Source organism: Geodermatophilus sp. SYSU D00691 (genome assembly GCF_054050275.1).
Genome location: NZ_JBJGYZ010000047.1, coordinates 19,383 through 41,249, shown reverse-complemented (window position 1 = coordinate 41,249; position 21,867 = coordinate 19,383). Strand labels below are relative to the sequence as shown.

Below are 21,867 nucleotides of genomic sequence, written 5' to 3'. Positions count from 1 at the left end.
CGGGCGGGGGGGGGGGGGGGGGGGGGGCCGCGGCGCGGGGGGCCCCCGGGGGGGGGGGCGGGCGGGGGGGGGGGGGGGGGGGGGGGCCCCCCGCCCCCCCCCCCCCCCGCTGCCGGTGCCGCGTGGTGCTGCGGAGCGCGGACGGCACCGTCGTCGACGTCGCGCTCCTCGGGCCCGCCGGCCGGCCCGGCCGGGGTTTCGAGGTGCAGATCGGGCGGTGGCTGGCCGCGGGCGCGCCGCGGGACCCCGCCTGGCTGGTGGCGGACGCCGACGCGCCGGACGGCGTCGCGGTCGACCTGCTCGCCTGGGTCGCCGGCGCCTGAATCCCCGCGGGCGCACGAGTTTCGCTCGCCGCCCGAGTGCGCCACGATGGTTGCGCCGCGTGCAGCCCTCACGCGGCTGGTCCTGGGTGGCCGTCTCCCGGCGGCCGCGTGGAGGTGGCGGCATGACCGCGATCGCCCCGAAGCCGATCGTCAGCCGGCCGAGCCCGTCCGCTCACCCCGTCAAGGGGTCGCGGCTCTCCAACCTCCTGCGGACCACCGACCACAAGACGATCGGCCTGATGTACCTGGTCACGTCGTTCGTGTGGTTCGTCGTCGGCGGCTTCATGGCGATGCTCATCCGGGGCGAGCTGGCCCGGCCGGGCCTGCAGTTCCTCTCACCCGAGCAGTACAACCAGCTGTTCACCATGCACGGCACGATCATGCTGCTGTTCTTCGCGACGCCGCTGTTCTTCGCGTTCGGCAACCTGATCATGCCGCTGCAGATCGGCGCGCCCGACGTGGCGTTCCCGCGGCTGAACGCGTTCTCGTACTGGCTGTTCCTCTTCGGCAGCTCGATCGCGGTGGCCGGCTTCCTCACCCCGGGCGGTGCAGCCGACTTCGGCTGGTACGCCTACACGCCGCTGTCAGACGTGGTGCACAGCCCGGGGGCAGGCGCCAACCTCTGGATCGCCGGCCTGGCCGTCTCCGGCCTGGGCACGATCCTCGGCGCGGTCAACTTCGCCACCACGATCGTCACCCTGCGCGCACCCGGCATGACCATGTTCCGGATGCCGATCTTCACCTGGAACACCCTGATCACGAGCCTGCTCGTGCTGATCGCGTTCCCGATCCTGACCGCGGCGCTGTTCGGCCTGCTGGCCGACCGCAACCTCGGCGCGCTCGTCTACTCCGACGAGAACGGCGGCCCGATGCTGTGGCAGCACCTGTTCTGGTACTTCGGCCACCCCGAGGTCTACATCATCGCGCTGCCGTTCTTCGGCATCATCACCGAGGTCATCCCGGTGTTCAGCCGCAAGCCGCTGTTCGGCTACAAGGGCATGGTCTTCGCGACGATCTCGATCGGCTTCCTGTCGTTCGCGGTCTGGGCGCACCACATGTTCGCCACCGGCGCGGTTCTGCTGCCGTTCTTCAGCTTCCTGACCTACCTGATCGCCGTCCCGACCGGTATCAAGTTCGTCAACTGGATCGGCACCATGTGGAAGGGCCAGCTCAGCTTCGAGACCCCCATGCTGTGGGCGGTCGGCTTCCTGGTGACCTTCCTCCTGGGCGGCCTCACCGGCGTGCTGCTGGCCTCACCGCCGCTGGACTGGCACCTCAACGACAGCTACTTCGTCGTCGCGCACTTCCACTACGTCGTCTTCGGCACCGTCGTGTTCGCCGCCAACGCCGGCATCGCGTTCTGGTTCCCGAAACTGTGCGGCCGGATGCTCGACGAGCGGCTGGGCAAGCTTCAGTTCTGGATGACGTTCATCGGCTTCCACGGCACGTTCCTGGTGCAGCACTGGCTGGGCAGCGAGGGCATGCCGCGCCGCTACGTGGACTACCTGCCCACCGACGAGTTCACGGTGCTGAACACCATCTCGTCGATCTTCAGCTTCGTGCTCGGCGCCTCGATCGTCCCGTTCCTCTTCAACGTGGTGAAGTCGTGGCGGCACGGGCCGCTGGCGCTGCGCGACGACCCCTGGGGCCACGGCAACTCGCTGGAGTGGGCGACGTCCTCGCCGCCGCCGCGGCACAACTTCCTCGAGATCCCGCGCATCCGGTCCAACCGCCCGGCGTTCGAGGCGCACTACCCGCACCTCATCGAGCGGCTCGACGCGGAGGCGCACATGGGCAAGCGGCACGAGCCGTACGGCGGCGTGAGCGAGATCGGGGCGTCGGAGGGCCGCCGGCAGGGCCCGAAGGACCCCGACCCCACCTAGCCGAACGCCCCCCTGCCCTCACCGCTCGCACGCTCGCGGCGGACCCTGCCGGGGGCCGTTCCGGCAGGTCGCCCGGCGTCAGGGGAGAAAGGCGTCCAGGCCGAGGTCGGGGTGGGATGCGTCGGCGTCGTCCTCGGTGCCCCGCTCGTCGAGCGCCTCGCGGACGACGTGGGCGGCCAGCCCACCGCCGTAGCCCTTGCGCGCGAGCATGCCGATCAGCCGGCGCTCGGCGGTCTGCCGGTCGAGCCGCTGCATGGACGGCAGCCGCCGGGCCACCAGGCGGCGCGCGGCGTCCCACTCGTCCTGCGGGTCGACCTCCTCCAGCGCCTCGGCGGCCACCTCGGGCGCGACGCCCTTGGCGCGCAGCTCGGCGCCCAGGGCCCGCCGGGCGAGCCCGCGACCGGCCTGCCGGCTGCTCACCCAGGCCCGGGCGAACGCGGCGTCGTCGATGAGGCCCACCTCGGTGAACCGGTCGAGCACGGCCGTGGCCGCCTCGTCGGGCACACCGCGCTTGGCCAGCAGGTCGGCCAGCTGCTGGCGGGTCTTGGCCGCGCCGGTCAGCGCCCGGAGGCAGATCGCCCGGGCGACGGCCTCCGGGTCGCCGGGCTCGTCCTCGGGGGCGCCGGGCGCGTCGACCGAGGAGAGGACCTGCTCCTCCCCGTCCCGCGCACGCTCTGGCCGGGCCCCGGGAGCAGACCTGGATGGCGGCGCTCCGGCGTCCCCCTCGGAGGGACCCCGGCGGCGCGACCCGCCGGCACGCGGCCGGCGGGTCGTCCGGGAGGTCATCGGCGAGCTCAGAAGTCGACCGGGGCCGGCGCCTCGACGGGGGCGTCGAGGGTGGCGCCGATGCCGAGCTTCTCCTTGACCTTCTTCTCGATCTCGTCGGCGAGGTCGGGGTTGTCGCGGAGGAAGGCGCGGACGTTCTCCTTGCCCTGGCCCAGCTGGTCGCCCTCGTACGTGTACCAGGCGCCGGACTTGCGGATGAAGCCGTTCTCGACACCGGCGTCGATCAAGCCGCCCTCGCGGCTGAACCCGGTGCCCCACAGCAGGTCGAGCTCGGCCTGCTTGAACGGGGCGGCCACCTTGTTCTTGACGACCTTGACCCGCACCCGGCTGCCGACCGCCTCGGTGCCCTGCTTGAGGGTCTCGATGCGGCGCACGTCGAGCCGGACGGAGGCGTAGAACTTCAGCGCGCGACCACCGGTGGTGACCTCGGGCGAGCCGTAGACGACGCCGACCTTCTCGCGCAGCTGGTTGATGAAGATCGCGGTGGTGCCGGAGTTGTTCAGCGCACCGGTGATCTTGCGCAGCGCCTGGCTCATCAGCCGGGCCTGCAGGCCGACGTGGCTGTCACCCATCTCGCCCTCGATCTCGGCCCGCGGCACGAGCGCGGCGACCGAGTCGATGACGATGATGTCGAGCGCGCCGGAGCGGATGAGCATGTCGGCGATCTCCAGCGCCTGCTCACCGGTGTCGGGCTGGCTGACCAGCAGGGCGTCGGTGTCGACGCCGATGGCCCGGGCGTACTCGGGGTCGAGCGCGTGCTCGGCGTCGATGAAGGCCGCGATGCCGCCGGCGGCCTGGGCGTTGGCCACCGCGTGCAGGGCGACCGTGGTCTTGCCGGAGGCCTCGGGGCCGTACACCTCGATCACGCGGCCGCGGGGCAGGCCCCCGATGCCCAGCGCGATGTCGAGGGCGATCGAGCCGGTCGGGATGACCTTGATGGCCTGGGCGGTGCTGTCCCCCAGGCGCATGACGGAGCCCTTGCCGAACTGCTTGTCGATCTGGGCGAGGGCCATGTCGAGGGCCTTGTCGCGGTCGAGCGTTGCCATGGTGCTCACCTTCGGGAAGTCACGTGGAGCGGTCGGGATCGACGCTAGGGCGGGGGTCCGACACTTTCGGGTGATCGGGTGGACCTGTGGAGAGCGAGGTCACCTGTGGACGCACTCTAGACCGAACAGGCGTTCGATCGCCATGTCGACACGCCACCCGTCACAGCGGTCACGCGCACATCGGTCACCGCAGCTTCGCGGGGACCTCGAACTCCTCGCAGATGGCCAGCCAGACCCGCCGGACGGGCACCCCCGCGTCGATCGCGTCGACCGCGCTGCGCCCACCGAGGGAGGCGAAGACGTGGTCGCGCGCCACGCTCTCGGCCCGCATGGTGCCGAAGTGGTCGCGGAGGCGGGACCAGAACTCCTGCAGGCGCACACCCCGACGCTAACCCGTCGGGACGGCCGCCCGCCGGGACGTCAGGACGGCGCCCGCGCCGACAGCTCGGCCCGCAGCCGGGCGGCCAGCGCCTTGGCGTCGTCGGCGTAGAGGCGCACGACGGCGACCGGCTCGCCCCCGGTCCGGCGCACCGGCAGCACGCGCGGCTCGCGCAGCTCGACGTCCACGGCGGTCTGGCTGCCCACGCCGACCGACAGCGCGCGGCCGGGCCCCTCGCCCGCCACCTGGATGTTGCGCATCCCCTCGAGCGAGCGCGTGCGCAGCCGCACCGACGCGATGTCCGCCCAGGGCAGCAGCACGTCGACCGCCGTGCCGTTGCGCACCCGCAGCCCGCCGTCCTCCACGACGTGCGGGTGCACCTTGAGGCCGGCGAGCATCCCGACCATCCAGAGCAGCCCGTAGACCCCGGCGAGGTCCACGGCGAAGCGCACCGTCTCCCAGGGCACCAGCAGGTGGAAGACCGGGATCTCGATCGCCGAGACGAGGATGAACGCCCAGATGACGGGGGTGACGACGCCCGCGTAGGGGAACGCCGTCCCGCTGCCGACGGCCGGCCGGCGGGTGACCCAGCGGAACAGGCTGCGCCACATCCCGATCTCGTAGACCAGCGCCATCCGCGCCAGGCGGCCGGCGGCCGCGAGCCGGCCGCTCACCGCTCGGCCTGCGCGTCGAGGGAGACCCCGTGCTCGCGCAGCCGGGCCAGCACGTGGTCGAGGACGTCGGCGAAGGCGCGGAAGCGGTCGGCGGGGAGGTCGGCGAAGAGGATGCGGGCGAACTCGTCGTGCTCGCGCTCGAGCCGGGCGGCCACCTCCGCGCCGTGGGGCGTGAAGGAGACCAGCGTTGCGCGCCGGTCGGTCGGGTGCGGCTCGCGGGTGACGAAGCCGCTCTCGACCAGCCCGTCGACGAGGCCGGTGACGTTGCGGGGGCTGACCCGGAGCGCCTCGGCCAGCGCGCGCTGCGGCAGCGGACCGCGGTGCTGGAGCTCCCAGATCAGGTGCGCGCGGGCCGGCGTCAGCCCGTCACGGGCGAGCCCCTCGCGGGTGTCCACCTCGAGCACGGCGACGAGCTCAAGGATGCGGTCGAGCACCGCCGTCGCATCACCATGCATGCGGAAGTCCCTTCACCGTGAAGTACCTTCACGATATCAGCCGGGACTACTCTCCTGCCATGGGGCTCAGCACGGGCTCGGGTTTCTGGGACGCCGTCCTGCAGGTCGGGATCGCGCTCTGCCTGGTGGTGACGATCGTGCTGCTGATCCGCGGCTACCGGGACCGCTGAGCGGCCAGCAGCCGCCCGGCCCAGACGACCGCCAGCGGCAGCACCAGCACCGCCGAGACCGTGGCGACCAGCCCGAACCCGCCGACGGCGAGCAGCGGGCCGCCGACCGCCCCGGCGACCGCGGCGCCCAGGCCCATGAGCAGGTCGGTGCCGCCCTGTGCCCGCGGCCGCAGCTCGACCGCGACCGCCTCGGTGACCAGCGTCGAGCCGGCGATCAGCCCGCACGACCAGCCCAGGCCGAGCAGGAACAGCCCGGCGCCCAGCTGGACGGCGGCACCGGGCGCCGCGGTGCCGGCCAGCGCGGTCGCGGCGAGCAGCAGCACCGCACCGACGGCGACCGTCGCCGTGCGACCCGCCCGGTCGGCGAGCAGCCCGACGAGCGGTGAGAACAGGTACATGCCGGCCACGTGCACGCTGATCACCAGGCCGATGACGCGCAGGGTGGCGCCCTCGTCGCCGCCGGCATGCCCCATGTGCACCGGGGTCATGACCATCACGCCCACCATCACCGAGTGGGCGACGACGACGGCGGTCAGCCCCAGCCGGCCGCCCGGCTCGGCCCACACCGCCCGCAGCGCCGCGGCCGTCGCGCCGCGGGGGCGGCCGACCGGCCCGCCGGAGCCGCCGAGGCGCCGCGCCAGCAGCAGCGGATCGGGCCGCAGGAACAGCACCAGGCCGGCGGCCACCACGCCGAAGACGGCGACCGAGACGACGAAGGCACCGCCGAGGGCCGGCAGGCCGAGGGCCCGCCCGAGGTCGTCGCCCGGGCCGGCGAGGTTGGGGCCGAGCACCGACCCGACCGTGGTGGCCCACACGACCAGGGAGAGGTCGCGCCCGCGCCGCACCGGCGCGGCGAGGTCGGCGGCCGCGTAGCGCGCCTGCAGCCCGCAGGCGGTGGCCGCGCCGAACGCGAACAGGCCGACCAGCAGCAGCGCCAGCGACGACAGCGCGGCCGCGACCACGGTCAGCACCGCGCCGAGGACGGCGACGCCGTACCCCGCTGCCAGCCCCGCCCGCCGGCCGGACCGGTCGGACAGGCGCGCCAGCGGCACCGCGATCACCGCGGCGCCGAGCACGCCCGCGGTCTGCCCCAGCCCGGCCGCGCTGTCGGTGCCGGCGACGTCCCGGGCGAGCAATCCACCGACGGTGATCCCGACGGTGACGCCCAGACCGGCCAGCGCCACCGCGCCCGAGAGCACCCCGACGGTGCGCCGCTGGACGGCGAGGGTGTCGGGGGCGGGCAGCGTCGTCACGGCCGGAGTCTGGCAGAGGGCACCGACCGGATCGGGCCCTGTCCGCTACAGGCCGAGCGAGCGCCCGACGATCTCCTTCATGATCTCGTTGGTGCCGCCGTAGATCGACTGCACCCGCGCGTCCCGCCAGGCCTTGGACACCGGGTACTCGTCCATGTAGCCGTAGCCGCCGTGCAGCTGCAGGCACCGGTCGGCGACCTTGTTCTGCAGCTCCGTCGTCCACCACTTGGCCATGGCGGCGTCGACGGCGGTGAGGTCGCCGGTGTTGAGCTGGCGGACGCACTCGTCGACGAACGTGCGGGCGATCGTGGTCTCGGTGTGCAGCTCGGCCAGCACGAAGCGGGTGTTCTGGAACGAGCCGACCGGCCTGCCGAACGCCGTGCGGCCGGTGACGTACTCACGGGTCTGCGCCAGCACCGTCTCCGCGGAGGCGACCGCGCCGACCGCGATCGACAGCCGTTCCTGCGGCAGGTTCTCCATGAGGTGGTAGAAGCCGCGGTTCTCGGTGCCGAGCAGGTTCTCGGCCGGCACGCGGACGTCGTCGAAGAACAGCTCGGCCGTGTCCTGCGCCTTGAGGCCGACCTTCTCCAGGTTCCGGCCGCGGCTGAAGCCGGGCATGTCCCGCTCGACGACGAGCAGGCTGGTGCCCTTGGCCGCGGGCGCGTCGGCGTCGGTGCGCGCGACCACGATGACCAGGTCGGCGTTGATGCCGTTGGTGATGAACGTCTTCGCCCCGTTGAGCACCCACCCGTCGCCGTCCCGGCGGGCGTTGGTCGTGATGCCCTGCAGGTCGCTGCCGGTGCCCGGCTCGGTCATCGCGATCGCGGTGATCAGCTCGCCGCTGCAGAACCGCGGCAGCCAGCGCTGCTTCTGCTCGTCGGTGGCCAGGTCGCGCAGGTACGGGGCGACGACGTCGTTGTGCAGGCCGAAGCCGACGCCGCTGGCGCCGATGCGCGTCATCTCCTCGTCGAGGACGGCGTTGTAGCGGAAGTCGCGCACGCCCCCGCCGCCGTACCGCTCGTCGACGTCCATGCCGAGCAGCCCCTGCTGCCCGCCGGAGAGCCACACCTCGCGGGGCACGATGCCGGCCTTCTCCCACTCGGCGTGGAAGGGCGCGACGTTCTTCTCGGCCCAGGCCCGCACCATGTCGCGGAACTCGTCGTGCTCGGTCTCGTACAGGTCGTGCCGCATGCCAGGCAGTGTGCCCGACGTCACCGGTGCGCCCGCGCGTAGGCGGTGCGGGCGCCGTCGGTCCCCGGCGAACTGTCGTCCCCCCGTGGAGACTGGTCGGCGTGTCCGCTCTCGACCGGTTCTCCGAGGCCACCCGGGCCTGGTTCACCGGTGCGTTCGTGGCGCCGACGCCGGCGCAGGAGGGTGCCTGGTCGGCGATCAGCAGCGGCGAGCACGCGCTCGTCGTCGCCCCGACCGGCTCCGGCAAGACGCTGGCCGCGTTCCTGTGGTCGCTCGACCGGCTGGCCAGCACGCCGCCGCCGGCCGACGAGCAGGCGCGCTGCCGGGTCCTCTACGTGTCCCCGCTCAAGGCGCTCGCGGTCGACGTCGAGCGCAACCTGCGCGCGCCGCTGACCGGGATCGGCCAGGCCTCGCTGCGGCTGGGGCTCCCCCGGCCCGAGGTGACGGTCGCGATCCGGTCCGGCGACACCCCGGCCGACGAGCGCCGCGCCTTCACCCGCCGGCCCACCGACATCCTCATCACCACGCCGGAGTCGCTGTTCCTGCTGCTCACCAGCTCGGCCCGCGAGGCGCTGCGCGGCGTGGAGACGGTGATCGTCGACGAGGTGCACGCGGTCGCCGACACCAAGCGCGGGGCGCACCTGGCCGTCACCCTCGACCGGCTCGACGAGCTGCTCGAGCGCCCGGCGCAGCGGATCGGCCTGTCGGCGACGGTGCGGCCGATCGAGGAGGTCGCCACCTTCCTCGCCGGCGGCCGCCCGGTGCAGGTGGTCGCCCCCGAGGCGAGGAAGCAGTGGGACCTCTCGGTCGTCGTCCCGGTCGAGGACATGAGCGAGCTGGGCCAGCCGAGCGGCGAGTTCTCCGGCTCCGCCGCCGGCGCCGAGCCGCGGACGTCGATCTGGCCGGCGGTCGAGGAGCGCGTCCTCGACCTGGTCGAGGCGCACCGCAGCACGATCGTGTTCGCCAACTCCCGCCGGCTGGCCGAGCGGCTGACCAGCCGGCTCAACGAGCTGTCCTACGAGCGGTCCACCGGCGAGCCGGTGCCACCGGGCACCAACGCCGCGGCGCTCATGGCGCAGGCCGGCTCCGGCGGCGGGCTGCCCGAGGCCTTCCAGCCGGTGGCCGCCGCGCACCACGGCTCGGTGTCCCGCGAGCAGCGGGCGATCGTCGAGGAGGCGCTCAAGTCCGGCCGGCTGCCCGCCGTCGTCGCCACCTCCAGCCTCGAGCTCGGCATCGACATGGGCTCGGTCGACCTGGTCGTCCAGGTCGAGGCCCCGCCGACGGTGGCCTCCGGCCTGCAGCGGGTCGGCCGGGCCGGCCACCAGGTCGGCGCCGTCAGCCGCGGGGTGCTGTTCCCGAAGTACCGCGGCGACCTCGTCCAGTGCGCCCTGGTCGCCGAGCGCATGAAGGCCGGCGCCATCGAGTCGATCCGCTACCTGCGCAACCCGCTCGACGTCCTGGCGCAGCAGGTGGTGGCGATCGTCTCCGAGGGGCCGCGCACGGTCGACGAGGTCGGCGCGCTGGTGCGGCGGTCGGCGCCGTTCGCCTCGCTGCCGGAGTCGGCGCTGCACGCCGTCCTCGACATGCTGGCCGGCCGCTACCCCTCCGACGCGTTCGCCGAGCTGCGGCCGCGGCTGACCTGGGACCGCGTCACCGACACGCTCACCGCCCGCGCCGGCGCCCAGCGGCTGGCGGTCACCAGCGGCGGGACGATCCCCGACCGCGGCCTGTTCGGCGTCTTCCTCGTCGCCGGCGCCGGCGAGACCGGCGGCCGCCGGGTCGGCGAGCTCGACGAGGAGATGGTCTACGAGTCGCGGGTCGGCGACGTCTTCCTGCTCGGCTCGTCGTCCTGGCGGATCGAGGACATCACCCACGACCGGGTGCTGGTCAGCCCGGCGCCCGGGCAGCCCGGCAAGATGCCGTTCTGGCACGGCGACGCCCCCGGCCGGCCGCTGGAGCTGGGCCGCGCGCTGGGCGCGTTCCTACGCGAGGTGGGGTCGGCGACGCCGGAGGCGGGCCTCGAGCGGGCGCGCGCGGCCGGCCTGGACGAGTGGGGCGCGGCCAACCTGCAGGCCTACCTGGCCGAGCAGAAGGCGGCGACCGGGCACCTCCCCGACGACCGCACGCTGCTGGTCGAGCGGTTCCGCGACGAGCTCGGCGACTGGCGGCTGGTCGTCCACTCCCCCTTCGGCGCGCAGGTCAACGCGCCGTGGGCGCTGGTGCTCGCCGCCCGGCTGCGCGAGCGCTACGGCGTCGACGTCGCCTCGATGCACTCCGACGACGGCATCGTGCTGCGGCTGCCCGACACCACCGGCGAGCCGCCGGACGCCGACCTCGCCGTCCTCGACCCCGACGACGTCGAGCGCGAGGTCACCGCCGAGGTCGGCAACTCCGCGCTGTTCGCCAGCCGGTTCCGCGAGTGCGCCGCCCGCGCGCTGCTGCTGCCCCGCCGCGACCCGCGCAGGCGCACCCCGCTGTGGCAGCAGCGGCAGCGCGCCGCGCAGCTGCTCGGCGTCGCCAGCGAGTTCCCGGGCTTCCCGATCACGCTCGAGGCCGCCCGCGAGGTGCTGCAGGACGTCTACGACGTGCCGGGCCTGGTCGAGCTCATGCGCGACGTGCGGGCCCGGCGGGTCCGGGTGGCCGACGTGCAGACCCAGAGCGCCTCGCCGTTCGCGCAGTCGCTGCTGTTCGGCTACGTGGGCCAGTTCCTCTACGAGGGCGACGCACCGCTGGCCGAGCGGCGGGCCCAGGCGCTGGCGCTCGACACCGGCCTGCTGGCCGAGCTGCTCGGCCGCTCCGAGCTGCGCGAGCTGCTCGACGCCGAGGCGATGGCCGAGATCGAGCGCGAGCTGCAGCGGCTGCCCGCCGAGCGGCACCCGCGCGACCTCGACGGGGCCGCCGACCTGCTGCGCTTCGTCGGCGACCTCACCGCCGCCGAGGCCATGGCCCGCGGGGTCACCCCCGCCTGGCTGGAGGAGCTGGTCGCCTCGCGGCGCGCGCTCGAGGTGCGCATCGCCGGGCACGAGCGCTACGTCGCCATCGAGGACGCCGGCCGGCTGCGCGACGCCCTGGGCACCGCGCTGCCCGTCGGCGTGCCCGAGGTGTTCACCGAGCCGGTCGCCGACCCGCTCGGCGACGTCATCGGCCGCTACGCCCGCACCCACGGCCCCTTCCAGCCGGCCGAGGTGGCCGCGCGGCTGGGGCTCGGCGTCGCGGTGGTGACGGCGACGCTGCAGCGGCTGGTCGGCACCGGCCGGCTGGTCACCGGTGAGTTCCGGCCCGGCGGCGTCGGCCAGGAGTGGTGCGACGCCGACGTGCTGCGGGCGGTCCGCCGGCGCAGCCTGGCCAAGCTGCGCCAGGAGGTCGAGCCGGTGCCGATCGGCACCCTGGCCCGGTTCACGCCGTCCTGGCAGTCGGTGGGCAGCCGGCAGCGGGGTGCCGACGGCGTCCTGGCCGTGGTCGAGCAGCTGGCCGGGGCGCTCGTGCCGGCGTCCGCGCTGGAGTCGCTGGTGCTGCCCACCCGGGTGCGCGACTACTCCCCCGCGATGCTCGACGAGCTGACCAGCGCCGGTGAGGTGCTCTGGGCCGGCGCCGGCGGGCTGCCCGGCGGCGACGGCTGGATCAGCCTCGTGCCCGCCGACCTCGCCGACGTGCTGCTGCCCGAGCCGCTGGAGAGCCCCGAGCCGGAGTCGGTCGGGGCGGCGGTGCTCGGTCAGCTCGCCGGCGGGCAGGCGCTGTTCTTCCGCGGGCTGTCCGACCTGGTCGGCGCCACCGACGACACCGCCCTGGCCGACGTCGTGTGGGACCTCGTGTGGTCGGGCCACCTCACCAACGACACGCTGGCGCCGCTGCGCACCCGGCTGGCCGGCGGCGGCACGCACAAGCGCGCGGCGGCACCCCAGCCGCGGCTGACCCGCTCCCGCTACGGCCGCCCCCGGCTCGGCCGGCCCGCGATGCCGTCGCGCACCGGACCGCCCACCGTCGCCGGCCGCTGGTCCCGGCTGCCCGACCGCGAGGCCAACGCGACGAAGCGCACCACCGCCCGCGCCGAGGCGCTGCTCGAGCGGCACGGCGTGCTCACCCGGGGGGCGGTGCAGGCCGAGCAGGTGGTCGGCGGCTTCTCCGCGGTCTACCCGGTGCTGCGGGCCTTCGAGGAGAACGGCCGGGCCCGCCGCGGCTACTTCGTCGAGACCCTCGGCGCCGCGCAGTTCGGCACCGCGGGGGCGGTCGACCGGCTGCGCGGCTTCGCCGCACCCGACCGCGTGCCGGCCGGCGCGGTCGTGCTGGCGGCGACCGATCCCGCCAACGTCTACGGCGCCGCCCTGCCCTGGCCCGAGCGGGGCGGACCCGACGGCGAGGAGGCCGTCGACATCGGGGAGGGCACCGGGCGCCGGGGCAGCGGCCACCGGGCCGGGCGCAAGGCCGGCGCGCTCGTCGTGCTGGTCGACGGCGAGCTGGTGCTCTACGTCGAGCGGGGCGGCAAGACGCTGCTGTCCTGGACCGAGGACGAGCAGGTGCTCAAGGAGGCGGCGACGGCCCTGTCCGGCGCGGTGGCCGCCGGGGCGCTCGGCCGCATGGTCGTGCAGAAGGCCGACGGCGCCTCCGTCCACGAGTCGACGCCGCTGTCGGCGGCGCTGCAGGCGGCCGGTTTCGCGGCCACCCCGCGCGGTCTGCGGCTGCGCGGCTGACCCGCCCGCGCACGGACGGCCCGACGCTGGGACGCTGGGTACGGAAGATCGCGCCCGGAGGCGGGCGCGTCGGAGGACGCGGGCACCGGCCCGCGGGAAGTAGAGCAGCAGATGGCAGTCGGCACGGTGCGGTGGTTCAACCCGGAGAAGGGCTTCGGGTTCATCGAACCCGAGAGCGGTGGGGACGACGTCTTCGTCCACTTCTCGGCCATCGCCGACACCGGGGGGTTCCGCACCCTCGAGGAGGGGCAGCGGGTCGAGTACGCGGCGTCGCCCGGCCCGCGCGGCCCGCAGGCGGACGAGGTGCGACCGCTGGGTGGTGACAGCCGCGGCGGCCGGCGCGACGACCGCCGCGACGACCGGCGGGACGACCGGCGGGAGCCGCGCGGCGGCCGTGACGCCGGGCGCGGGTCCGGCGGCCGCGGTCCGGTGCTCACCGGCACGGTGGCGCGCTTCGACGGCGACAAGGGCTTCGGGTTCATCGTCCCCGACGACGTCTTCGTGCACGTCTCCGCGGTCCGCGGCCGGGGCGAGGAGCCGGAGGAGGGCGACCGCGTCGAGTTCGAGCTGGTGGAGGGACCGCGCGGGCTGCAGGCCGACGCCGTCCGCTTCCTGGCGCCGTCCCGCCGCGACCTGCGGCCGGCCGGCCGCGACCGGGACCGCGACCGCGGCGACCGGCGCGACGACCGCAGCGCCGGCCGGCGACCCGCCGCCGGCGGCGCGGCCCAGGGCACGGTGCAGTGGTTCAACCCCGACAAGGGCTTCGGGTTCATCTCGCCCGACGACGGCGGGGACGACGTCTTCGTGCACTTCTCGGAGATCGAGGACACCGGCGGCTACCGCGAGCTCTCCGAGGGGCAGCGGGTCGAGTTCACCCGCACCAGCGGCGACCGCGGCACCAGCGCCACCGGCGTCCGCCCGCTCGACTAGGGCTCAGCGCTCCGGCCAGTGCCAGGCCGGCCGGTCGAGCGGGTCCTGCCCCTCGATGGTCGTCTCGCCGCGGACCCTGACCAGCTGCACGTCGCGGTGGTCGAGGTCCGCGGCGGCGTCGGCGAGCCGCTCCCGCAGCCGCGCCGAGTGCGTGACGACGACGACCTGCGTGCGGGCCGCCGCCCGGGCCACCATCCCGGCCAGCGGCGCCAGCAGGTCGGGGTGCAGGCTGGTCTCCGGCTCGTTGAGCACGAACAGCTCCGGCGGCCGCGGGGTGAGCAGCGCCGCCGCCCACAGCAGGGAAGCGCAGCGTGCCGTCGGAGAGCTCCGCGGCGTCCAGCGGGCGCAGCAGACCGGTCTGCCGCAGCTGCAGCCGGAACAGCCCGGCGCTGTCGACGACCTCCAGCCGGCTGCCCGGGAACGCCCCCTCGATGGCCTCGTCGAGCTCGCGGTCGTGCCCGAGCTCGCGCACCGTCTGCAGCGCCGAGGGGAGGTCGCCGCCGTCGTCGGCCAGGACGGGCGTGAAGGTGCCCGTGCGGGCGCCGCGGACGGGCGCCTCCGGGTCGGTGCGGAAGGAGTCGTAGAACCGCCAGCTGCGCACCCGGTTGCGCACCGCGAGGACCTCGGGCGCGGCCACCGCGTCGGACACCTCGGCCAGCAGGCTGTCCTGCCGCTCCAGCCGGCGGCCGGTGTCCGCCCAGCTGCGGCCCGCCCGCGTCAGCACCGCCGGCCCCGCCCGCCGGCAGAGCACCGCCGCGGGCCGCAGCACCGGGCCGGCCCACACCACCTCGAGCTTGATCTCCGGGTCGCGGTCGAACATCGACGTCTCGTCGGGCCGCGGCAGCCCGAAGTCGACGGCGTAGCCGAGGTCGTCGCCGCCGAGGCCGATCCGCAGCCCGACCGGGCGGGTCCGCACCGTGCCCGTGACCGGGTGCCGGCCGCTGCGCACACCCTCGCCGAACACCTCCGGGCCCGCCCACAGCACCGACTCCAGGCCGCCCTCGGCGGCCAGCGCGCGGACCGCCCCGCCGTGCGCGGTGGCGGCCAGCAGCCGCAGCACGCGGTACAGGCTCGACTTGCCCGAGCCGTTGGCCCCCGTGACGACGGTCAGCCGGCCCAGCGGCACCACCAGGCTGCGCAGCGAGCGGTAGCCCTCGACCGCGACCGTCTGCAGCACGGCGAGACGGTAACCAGCGCCACCGTCAGGACGGCGAGGGTGCGGGACGGTGGGCGTGCCCGGAGAAGACCCAGAGCCGCAGCGCGGCGAAGCGCACCAGGCCGATCGCGCCGGTGACGGCCGCGATCAGCACCACGTCCGCCCACCACGCGGTGCCCAGGGTGCCGTCGAGCGCGGCCAGGGCGAGGCTCGTGGCCGCCAGCCCCGCCACCGCCAGCCCGCCGCTCTCCCACTGCGCGGCCAACCAGCCCACCCGGCCGCCGGCGTGGAACGTCACCCGCCGGTGCAGCTCGTTGGCCAGGACCGTGGACACCACGAAGGCCACCGCGTTGGCCGGGAGCGCCCCGGTGCCCCGCAGCGCGAGGAAGAGCGCGAAGTAGACCAGGCTGCTGGACACCCCGACGGTGACGAAGCGGGCGAACTCGGCGACGGCGTCGTCCTGGTGCAGGCGCGCGCGGGTCCCGCAGACGGCCACCTGCCAGGCGCGGCCCGGCCGCCCGCAGGGGCCGCAGATCGCCGGGCTGGCCATGCCCCCCACCGTAGGGCGGGAGGACGTCCGTGCGTCAGTCCCGGCGCGGGTGCAGCCAGCGGTGGAACAGCCGGGTGAGCCCCGGCATGACGACGTAGCCGAGCAGGACGACGACCACGACGGCCGAGAGCAGCAGCCGGGCCGGCAGCGGCCAGCTCGCCAGGTGCGGGAGGACGAACAGCTGCAGCAGCGAGGTGATCGCGAAGACCGCGGCGATCGTCAGCAGCGTCGACCGCCAGCGCGGCCCGGGCGTGGCGGGCCGGGTGAAGAAGCTCTCCAGGCCGGCGACGCGGGCGTAGCGGACCTCGTCGACCATCGCGTCGAGGCGCTCGAGCGCCGCGCGGCGCTCCGCCGAGCGCTCCCAGCCGGCCAGCGACTCGCCGTCGGCGAAGCGGTACACCAGGTGGTACTCGCGGCTGCCCGGCCCCGGGTGGAGCAGCGAGGTGCCGAGGTTGCCCGGGAAGCGGGCGGCCAGGGCCAGCACGTCCTCCGCCCACCGCTCGAACTCGGCGCGGTGCTCGGGGCGCACGACCCGGGCGACGGTCACCGTGACCGGCTCGGCCTCGGGCTCGGCCGCCGTCCCACCGGCCAGCAGGCTGCGCAGTCGCATCGCTCCGTCCACGTCGCTGGACAGCGCGGGAACGGGTCGCCGTCATCCCGCTGTCAGCGGTCTCACAGCTTGCGTGAGCAGGGACGACGGCCGGCGGGGAGACTGGGGGACGTGCCCGAGGGAGACACCGTCTGGCTGGCCGCCAAGCGCATGCAGCAGGCGCTGGCCGGCGCGACGCTGCGCCGCGGGGAGTTCCGCGTGCCGCAGCTGGCCGCCGTCGACCTCGCCGGCGTCGGCGTGCGCGAGGTGGTGCCGCGCGGCAAGCACATGCTCATCCGCCTCGACGACGAGCGGACCCTGCGCACGCACTTCCGCATGGACGGCAGCTGGCACCTGTACCGCCCGGGGGCGAAGTGGCGCGGCGGGCCCGCCTACGACATCCGCGCCGTCCTGGCCACCGACGACTGGGAGGCCGTCGGGTACCGCCTGCACGACATGACGCTGGTGCCCACCGCCGACGAGGACACCCTGGTCGGCCACCTCGGGCCCGACGTGCTCGGCCCCGACTGGGACCTGGAGGAGGCGCTGCGCCGCCTCCGCGCCGACCCCGACGAGCAGGTCGGGGTCGCCATCCTCGACCAGCGCAACCTGGCCGGCATCGGCAACCTCTACAAGGTCGAGTCGCTGTTCCTCTGCGGCGTCCACCCGTGGGCGCGGGTCGGCGACGTCGGCAACCTGCGGGAGCTCGTGGAACGCGCCCGCACGCTGATGCTCGCCAACCGCGAGCACCCCGAGCAGAGCACCACCGGCGTCCTCCGCCGCGGCGAGGACCACTGGGTGGCCGGCCGCAAGGGCCGGCCGTGCCGCCGCTGCGGCACCCCGATCCTGCTCGGCGAGCAGGGGCCCGAGACGCAGGAGCGAGTCACCTGGTGGTGCCCCCGCTGCCAGGCGGCCCGCTCGCCGGTCGACCCGCGGGCGCGCACCGGCGAACCGGGCCGGCCGCCGCCGCTGACGGTGCGCTGACTAGCCGCCGTCCACCCAGAAGGTGTCGTGGCGGAGGTAGAACTCCGTCCAGTCGTCGGCGGTCATCGCCTCGCGGCGGACCTTGTCGGCCAGCGTCTCGAAGTAGTCCTCGCGCGGCGCGCCGGGGGTGAACAGCAGCAGCAGCGACGCCGGCTCCCCCGACTCGTTGCGGAAGCCGTGGACGCCGCCCTCGGGGACGAACAGGAAGTCACCGGGACCGGCGTCGACCCAGCCCCGGCCGTCGTGCAGCCGCACCGTGCCGGACAGCACGTAGAAGGACTCGGTGATGCTGCGGTGGAAGTGCGGGGCCGGGCCGCTGGGCCGCGGTCCCATGTCCCACCGGTAGAGCCCGAACGCGCCGCGGGTGCCGGCCCCGGTGGCGAGGTAGGAGGCCCCGCCACCGGAACCGTGCGAGAGCTCCGGCGGGGTGTCGGCCCGCCGCAGGACGGCGCTGACCTCCCCGCCGTCGCCCGCGTGGACGTCGGGGGGATAGCCGAAGCCGGACACCCCGGCCGGCTCAGGCCGTCGGATCCTGGCGCTGCGCCGGCTCGGCGACCGGCGCCTGGGCCGGCTGCTCGACCGGCGGCGTGCCCTGCTCGATGGCCTGGGCCCCGGTGCCGCTCTCGACCGCCGCGGGACCGCCGCCCATCGAGGCGCGGATCTGGTCCAGCCGCGACGCGCCGGCCACGTCGAGGGTGGCCTTCTGCACCTCGAGCATGCGGCCCTCGACCGAGGTCTGCGCCAGCTCGGCCTGGCCGAGCGCGTTGGCGTAGCGGGCCTCGATCTTGTCGCGGACCTCCTGCAGGCTCGGGGTGTTGCCCGGCGCGGAGAGCTCGTTGACCTGCTTGAGCGAGGCGGCCACGTGCTCCTGCATCTTGGCCTGCTCGAGCTGGCTCATGAGCTTGGTGCGCTCGGCGAGCGTCGTCTGCAGCCGCATGCGGCTCTGCTCGACGGCGCCGCGCGCCTGCTCGGCGGCCTGCAGCGCCTCGTCGTGGCTGCGCTTGAGGTCCTCCATCGCCTGCTCGGCGGCCACCAGCTGCGTGGCGAACGCCTGCGCGGCGTTCTCGTACTCGGCGGCCTTGGCGGCGTCGCCCTTGGCGCGGGTCTGGTCGGCCAGCACCAGCGCCTGCCGGGCGGAGGCCTGCAGCTTCTCGACCTCGCCGAGCTGACGGTTCAGCCGCATCTCCAGCTGGCGCTGGTTGCCCAGGACGGCGGCCGCCTGGTTGGCCAGCGCCTGGTGGCGCTGCTGCTCCTGCTCGATCGCCTGGGCGATCTGGATCTTGGGATCGGCCTTCTCGTCGATCTTGGCGTTCGCCGAGGCCGTGAGGTACTTCCAGAACTTCACGAACGGGTTGGGCATTCGTTCCTCCTGTCCGGCGCGAGGTCCGGCCGGACCACGAGCAGATGTCGTCCGGTTCATCGTCGCAGGTCTTCCGCTACCGCGGGCAACTGCTCGGCTCCCCCGAGGGTTCCCACGGCTAGGGTCGCGCCGTGCCTCCTGGGAACCCGGTGCTGAGCGTCCTCGGTGAGTTCGTCGTCGACCTGATCCCCGACCCGTCCGGCGACGCCGGCCCCGAGGGGACGGCGCCGCGGTACGTGGCCCGTCCGGGCGGCAACGCGCTCAACGTCGCGGTGGCCGCCGGCCGGCTGGGCGCGCCCGTGCGGCTGCTCGCCCGGCTCGGCACCGGGCCGCTGGCCCCGGCGCTGCGCCGGCACGCGGAGCTGTCCGGCGTGGCGCTCGACGGCCTGGTGGCCGCCGCGGAGCCGGTGAGCCTGGCCGTCGTCGGGCTCGGCCCCGACGGCTCCCCCGACTACGGCTTCCACGTGCTCGGCGCGGCCGACTGGCAGTGGGACGACGCCGAGCTCGCCGCCGTCTACGGCGACACCCCGGGCATCGTGCACGTCGGGTCGATCTCCAGCTGGACCCCGCCGGGGTGCGACGCGATCGCGCGGCTGGTCGAGCGGCTGGCCGACGACGGCGCGACGCTGGTGAGCGTCGACCCGAACATCCGCCCGATGCTCGCCGACGGGCCGGTGGGGACCAGCCTCGGCAACGGCGCCGCGGCGGTGCGCGCGCGGCTGGACCGGCTCGTGGCCCGCGCCGACGTGGTGAAGGTGAGCGCCGAGGACCTGGCGTGGCTCGAGCCCGGCACCACCGACCTGGACGAGGCGGCGGCCCGCTGGGCGGAGCGCGGCCCCGGCCTGGTGCTGCTCACCGACGGCGGCGCGCCGCTGCGGGTGGCCCGGCCCGGGCGCCCGGTGCAGTCCCGCACGCCGCCGGTCGTGACCGTCGCCGACACGGTGGGCGCCGGGGACTCGCTGGCGGCCGGGGTGCTCAGCGGGCTGCTCGCGGCCGGCGTGACCGCGCGCGCCGCGCTCGACGGCCTGGACGACGACCGGCTGACCGCGATCGTCGACGACGCGCTGCTGGTGGCGGCGCTCAACTGCACCCGGGTGGGCGCCGACCCGCCCACCCGCGCCGAGCTCGACGCGGCGAAGGCGGCCCGCTGAGCCACGATCAGGTCACCTGATCCGAAGGGGTCCTCCCTCACGCCGCAGCGTGAGGGAGGAGCTCTCACGATCAGGTCAGCTGATCGTCGCCGTCGGCGCCAGGGTGGCGGCGAGGCGGCCGGCGGCGCGGTGCCGCAGCCCCGACCGGCCCGGCTGCAGGACGACGCCGAGCAGCCACCGGCCGGCGAGCTCGGCGCCCTCGTCGTCCACGCCCAGCGCGGCGGCCAGGCGGGCGGTCAGGTCGGCCCACCGCTCGGCGTCGGCGCCCAGCAGCGCGGCCAGCACCGCCGGCTCGCTCTCGGCCAGCCGGCGCAGGACCGGGTGGCCGGCGGCCTCGTCGGCCAGCGCGGCCAGGGCGTCGGCCGGCGGCAGCGCGGCCGCCAGCGCGGTCACCCGGTCCAGCTCGGCGGTGAGCAGGGCGCGGGCGACCTCGTCCTTGGTCCGGAAGTGGTTGTAGAGGGTGGCCTTGGCGACGCCGGCCGCGGCCGCGATCGACTGCATGGTCGCCCGCCGCGGGCCGGCGTCGGCGAACGCCCGCGCGGCGCCGTCCAGCAGACCCTGCCGGGTGCGGGCGAGGGTCTGCTCGGCCCGGCTGCGGGCGCTCCCCGGGGCGGGCACCGGCCGCTCAGGCGGCGAGCGAGACCGCCCCGCGGCGGGTGGTGGCACGGGCCGGCGAGCCGGCGCCGACGAGGGCCAGGGCGGGCTCCGGGGCCGGGGACTCCTGCGCCGGGACGGCGGCCTGCTCGGCGGGCTCGGCCGACGGGGTCAGCGGGCGGACGGTGGCCGCGCCGTCGCCGCGCCGCAGCGAGGTGCTGACCTCGGCGAGCAGGTCGGCCAGCTCGACCTCGAGGGCGTCGCAGATGGAGGCGAGCAGCTCGGAGGACGCCTCCTTCTGCCCCCGCTCCACCTCGGAGAGGTAGCCCAGGCTGACCCGCGCCTTGCCGGAGACGTCGCGCAGCGTGCGGCGCTGGCGCAGCCGGTGCCCCCGCAGGGTGTTCCCGAGCTGGGTGCGCAGCAGCGTCATGGCCGTCTCCTGTCCTGCCTGTGGGAAGCGGCGGTGCCTCGCCGAGGCACCGTGCGCTCACGGTACGCGGCGCCACCCCCGGGAACCCACCCGACCGGGCCGCGTCCGCTCATGGCGTAACGCCGAGGTCGGACCCGGCGTTCCCGAGCCGGGCGAGCAGCCCGTCGAGGGCGGCCGTGACCGCGCCCTCGCGCACCGCCTGCCGCTCGCCCGGCAGGTCCAGCTGCACGACGTCGGTGTGCCGCCCGTCGGACAGCCCCAGGTACACGCGCCCGGGGTCGTGCCCGTCGACCGGGTCCGGCCCGGCCACCCCGGTGAGCCCCACGCCCCACGTGGCCCCGCAGCGCGCGCGGATCCCCTCGGCCAGCGCCGCCGCCGTCTCCGGGGCGACCGGCCCGTGCGCGGCGAGCAGGTCCTCCGGCACGCCGGCGAGGACGGCCTTGAGGTCGGTCGCGTAGACGACGGCGCCGCCGCGCAGGGTGGCGCTCGCCCCGGGCACCGTGGCGAGCGTGGCGCAGAACAGCCCCGCGGTCAGCGACTCGGCGGCGGCCACCGTCTCGCCCCGCGCGAGCAGCGCGCGGTGGACGCGGGCGGCGCGCAGATCGGTCACGCGGCGGTGTCGGCGATGGGGCCGGGGTTCTCCTTCGCCGCTCGCCGCTCGGCCGCGGCGGCCATCGCGCGGGCGCTCGTGCGCCGGAGGGTCAGCGCCCGGTACACGTAGTCGAGGCCGGTGACCACGGTGAGCACGAGCGCGATGCCCATGACCCACCAGCGGGCGCTGGCCAGCACGCCGGTCAGCGGCAGGATGTAGAGCCCGATCGCCAGGGCCTGCAGCACGGTCTTGGCCTTGCCGCCGCGGCTGGCGGCGATCACACCGTGCCGGATCACCCAGAACCGCAGCAGGGTGACGCCGACCTCGCGGGCCAGGATCGTGATGGTCACCCACCACGGCAGCAGCTCCAGCACCGACAGCGCGATGAGCGCGGTGCCGGTGAGCGCCTTGTCGGCGATGGGGTCGGCCAGCTTGCCGAACTCCGTCACCTGGCCGGTGCGGCGGGCGATCAGCCCGTCGTAGCGGTCGGTGATGATCGCCGCCGCGAAGAACACCGTCGCCCAGTAGCGCCCCGCGGTGGAGGAGCCGTGGTCGGACAGCAGCAGGACGGCGAACACCGGGACGACGGCCAGCCGCAGCACGGTGAGCGCGTTCGGCAGGTTCACCAGGCGCACGGACGAGGGCGGCGTGGCAGCCGGGTCGGGGGCCACGTCGCTCACCGC

General features: G+C 75.4%; 22 protein-coding genes and 1 pseudogene. 6 read left to right on the top strand and 17 right to left on the bottom strand.

Annotated elements, in window-relative coordinates; translation table 11 throughout:
* Positions 1-125 precede the first annotated feature (125 nt).
* Together ACI797_RS25195 and ctaD are read left to right on the top strand one after the other, a co-directional pair.
* Positions 126-323: a hypothetical protein gene (locus ACI797_RS25195; protein ID WP_456862544.1), complete on the top strand. Its 198-nt coding sequence runs from the start codon at positions 126-128 to the stop codon at positions 321-323.
* A 122-nt stretch (positions 324-445) separates the two neighbouring features.
* The gene (gene ctaD, locus ACI797_RS25190) at positions 446-2,206 is read left to right on the top strand and encodes an aa3-type cytochrome oxidase subunit I (RefSeq protein WP_456862540.1); all 1,761 of its coding nucleotides are present in this window, start codon (positions 446-448) and stop codon (positions 2,204-2,206) included.
* Between the two features lie 78 nt (positions 2,207-2,284).
* Here ctaD and ACI797_RS25185 read toward each other — a convergent pair whose 3' ends face one another.
* The 7 genes from ACI797_RS25185 to ACI797_RS25155 form a co-directional block, all read right to left on the bottom strand.
* The gene (locus ACI797_RS25185) at positions 2,285-2,992 is read right to left on the bottom strand and encodes a regulatory protein RecX (RefSeq protein ID WP_456862539.1); all 708 of its coding nucleotides are present in this window, start codon (positions 2,990-2,992) and stop codon (positions 2,285-2,287) included.
* Positions 2,993-3,000: 8 nt separating this feature from the next.
* The gene (gene recA, locus ACI797_RS25180) at positions 3,001-4,038 is read right to left on the bottom strand and encodes a recombinase RecA (RefSeq protein WP_456542374.1); all 1,038 of its coding nucleotides are present in this window, start codon (positions 4,036-4,038) and stop codon (positions 3,001-3,003) included.
* Between the two features lie 184 nt (positions 4,039-4,222).
* Positions 4,223-4,417 carry a DUF3046 domain-containing protein gene (locus ACI797_RS25175; RefSeq protein WP_456542375.1) on the bottom strand — a complete coding sequence of 65 codons (195 nt, stop codon included), beginning with the start codon at positions 4,415-4,417 and terminating at the stop codon, positions 4,223-4,225.
* Between the two features lie 41 nt (positions 4,418-4,458).
* Complete coding sequence (locus tag ACI797_RS25170; protein WP_456862534.1) at positions 4,459-5,091, bottom strand: hypothetical protein; 633 nt, start codon at positions 5,089-5,091, stop codon at positions 4,459-4,461.
* The gene (locus ACI797_RS25165) at positions 5,088-5,546 is read right to left on the bottom strand and encodes a MarR family winged helix-turn-helix transcriptional regulator (protein ID WP_456862532.1); all 459 of its coding nucleotides are present in this window, start codon (positions 5,544-5,546) and stop codon (positions 5,088-5,090) included. The genes ACI797_RS25170 and ACI797_RS25165 overlap by 4 nt, the downstream gene beginning before the upstream one ends.
* A 154-nt stretch (positions 5,547-5,700) precedes the next feature.
* A complete protein-coding gene (locus ACI797_RS25160; RefSeq protein ID WP_456862530.1) occupies positions 5,701-6,969 on the bottom strand; it encodes an MFS transporter in 1,269 nt (422 codons plus the stop codon).
* Between the two features lie 45 nt (positions 6,970-7,014).
* Complete coding sequence (locus ACI797_RS25155) at positions 7,015-8,160, bottom strand: acyl-CoA dehydrogenase family protein (RefSeq protein WP_456862528.1); 1,146 nt, start codon at positions 8,158-8,160, stop codon at positions 7,015-7,017.
* A gap of 101 nt (positions 8,161-8,261) precedes the next feature.
* Here ACI797_RS25155 and ACI797_RS25150 point away from each other — a divergent pair, with 101 nt between their 5' ends.
* A complete protein-coding gene (locus ACI797_RS25150) occupies positions 8,262-12,848 on the top strand; it encodes an ATP-dependent helicase (RefSeq protein ID WP_456862527.1) in 4,587 nt (1,528 codons plus the stop codon).
* Positions 12,849-12,959: 111 nt separating this feature from the next.
* A complete protein-coding gene (locus tag ACI797_RS25145) occupies positions 12,960-13,778 on the top strand; it encodes a cold-shock protein (protein WP_456862525.1) in 819 nt (272 codons plus the stop codon).
* A 3-nt stretch (positions 13,779-13,781) separates the two neighbouring features.
* Here the strand turns inward: ACI797_RS25145 and ACI797_RS25140 are convergent, their stop codons facing one another.
* The 4 genes and pseudogenes from ACI797_RS25140 to ACI797_RS25125 form a co-directional block, all read right to left on the bottom strand.
* Positions 13,782-14,030 (bottom strand): AAA family ATPase, encoded by a 249-nt coding sequence (locus ACI797_RS25140; RefSeq protein WP_456862546.1) that lies wholly within the window; start codon positions 14,028-14,030, stop codon positions 13,782-13,784.
* A gap of 778 nt (positions 14,031-14,808) precedes the next feature.
* A pseudogene (locus ACI797_RS25135) lies at positions 14,809-14,904 on the bottom strand (AAA family ATPase); the annotation flags it as partial.
* 76 nt (positions 14,905-14,980) lie between these two features.
* Positions 14,981-15,484, bottom strand: a complete 504-nt coding sequence (locus ACI797_RS25130; protein WP_456862523.1) for a GtrA family protein — start codon at positions 15,482-15,484, stop codon at positions 14,981-14,983.
* A gap of 34 nt (positions 15,485-15,518) precedes the next feature.
* A complete protein-coding gene (locus tag ACI797_RS25125; protein WP_456542385.1) occupies positions 15,519-16,094 on the bottom strand; it encodes an antibiotic biosynthesis monooxygenase in 576 nt (191 codons plus the stop codon).
* Between the two features lie 111 nt (positions 16,095-16,205).
* On the opposite strand from ACI797_RS25125, the gene ACI797_RS25120 reads away from it, so the two are divergent.
* The gene (locus tag ACI797_RS25120; protein WP_456862521.1) at positions 16,206-17,057 is read left to right on the top strand and encodes a DNA-formamidopyrimidine glycosylase family protein; all 852 of its coding nucleotides are present in this window, start codon (positions 16,206-16,208) and stop codon (positions 17,055-17,057) included.
* On the opposite strand, the gene ACI797_RS25115 is transcribed toward ACI797_RS25120, so the two are convergent.
* Entirely contained in the window at positions 17,058-17,564 is a 507-nt protein-coding gene (locus ACI797_RS25115; RefSeq protein WP_456862519.1) for a cupin domain-containing protein, read from the bottom strand.
* A 10-nt stretch (positions 17,565-17,574) separates the two neighbouring features.
* The gene (locus tag ACI797_RS25110; protein ID WP_456862518.1) at positions 17,575-18,417 is read right to left on the bottom strand and encodes a PspA/IM30 family protein; all 843 of its coding nucleotides are present in this window, start codon (positions 18,415-18,417) and stop codon (positions 17,575-17,577) included.
* Positions 18,418-18,548: 131 nt separating this feature from the next.
* Here ACI797_RS25110 and ACI797_RS25105 point away from each other — a divergent pair, with 131 nt between their 5' ends.
* Positions 18,549-19,568, top strand: coding sequence for a carbohydrate kinase family protein (locus tag ACI797_RS25105; protein ID WP_456862516.1), 1,020 nt, complete (start codon positions 18,549-18,551; stop codon positions 19,566-19,568).
* A gap of 75 nt (positions 19,569-19,643) precedes the next feature.
* Here the strand turns inward: ACI797_RS25105 and ACI797_RS25100 are convergent, their stop codons facing one another.
* The 4 genes from ACI797_RS25100 to pgsA all read right to left on the bottom strand — a co-directional run bounded on the left by ACI797_RS25100 (position 19,644) and on the right by pgsA (position 21,864).
* Positions 19,644-20,186 (bottom strand): TetR family transcriptional regulator, encoded by a 543-nt coding sequence (locus ACI797_RS25100; protein WP_456862514.1) that lies wholly within the window; start codon positions 20,184-20,186, stop codon positions 19,644-19,646.
* A 7-nt stretch (positions 20,187-20,193) separates the two neighbouring features.
* Complete coding sequence (locus tag ACI797_RS25095) at positions 20,194-20,592, bottom strand: helix-turn-helix domain-containing protein (RefSeq protein WP_456542391.1); 399 nt, start codon at positions 20,590-20,592, stop codon at positions 20,194-20,196.
* Positions 20,593-20,701: 109 nt separating this feature from the next.
* Positions 20,702-21,202 (bottom strand): CinA family protein, encoded by a 501-nt coding sequence (locus ACI797_RS25090; protein ID WP_456862511.1) that lies wholly within the window; start codon positions 21,200-21,202, stop codon positions 20,702-20,704.
* A complete protein-coding gene (gene pgsA, locus ACI797_RS25085) occupies positions 21,199-21,864 on the bottom strand; it encodes a CDP-diacylglycerol--glycerol-3-phosphate 3-phosphatidyltransferase (protein ID WP_456862509.1) in 666 nt (221 codons plus the stop codon). Before pgsA ends, ACI797_RS25090 begins: the two co-directional genes overlap by 4 nt.
* Between the last annotated feature and the right edge of the window lie 3 nt (positions 21,865-21,867).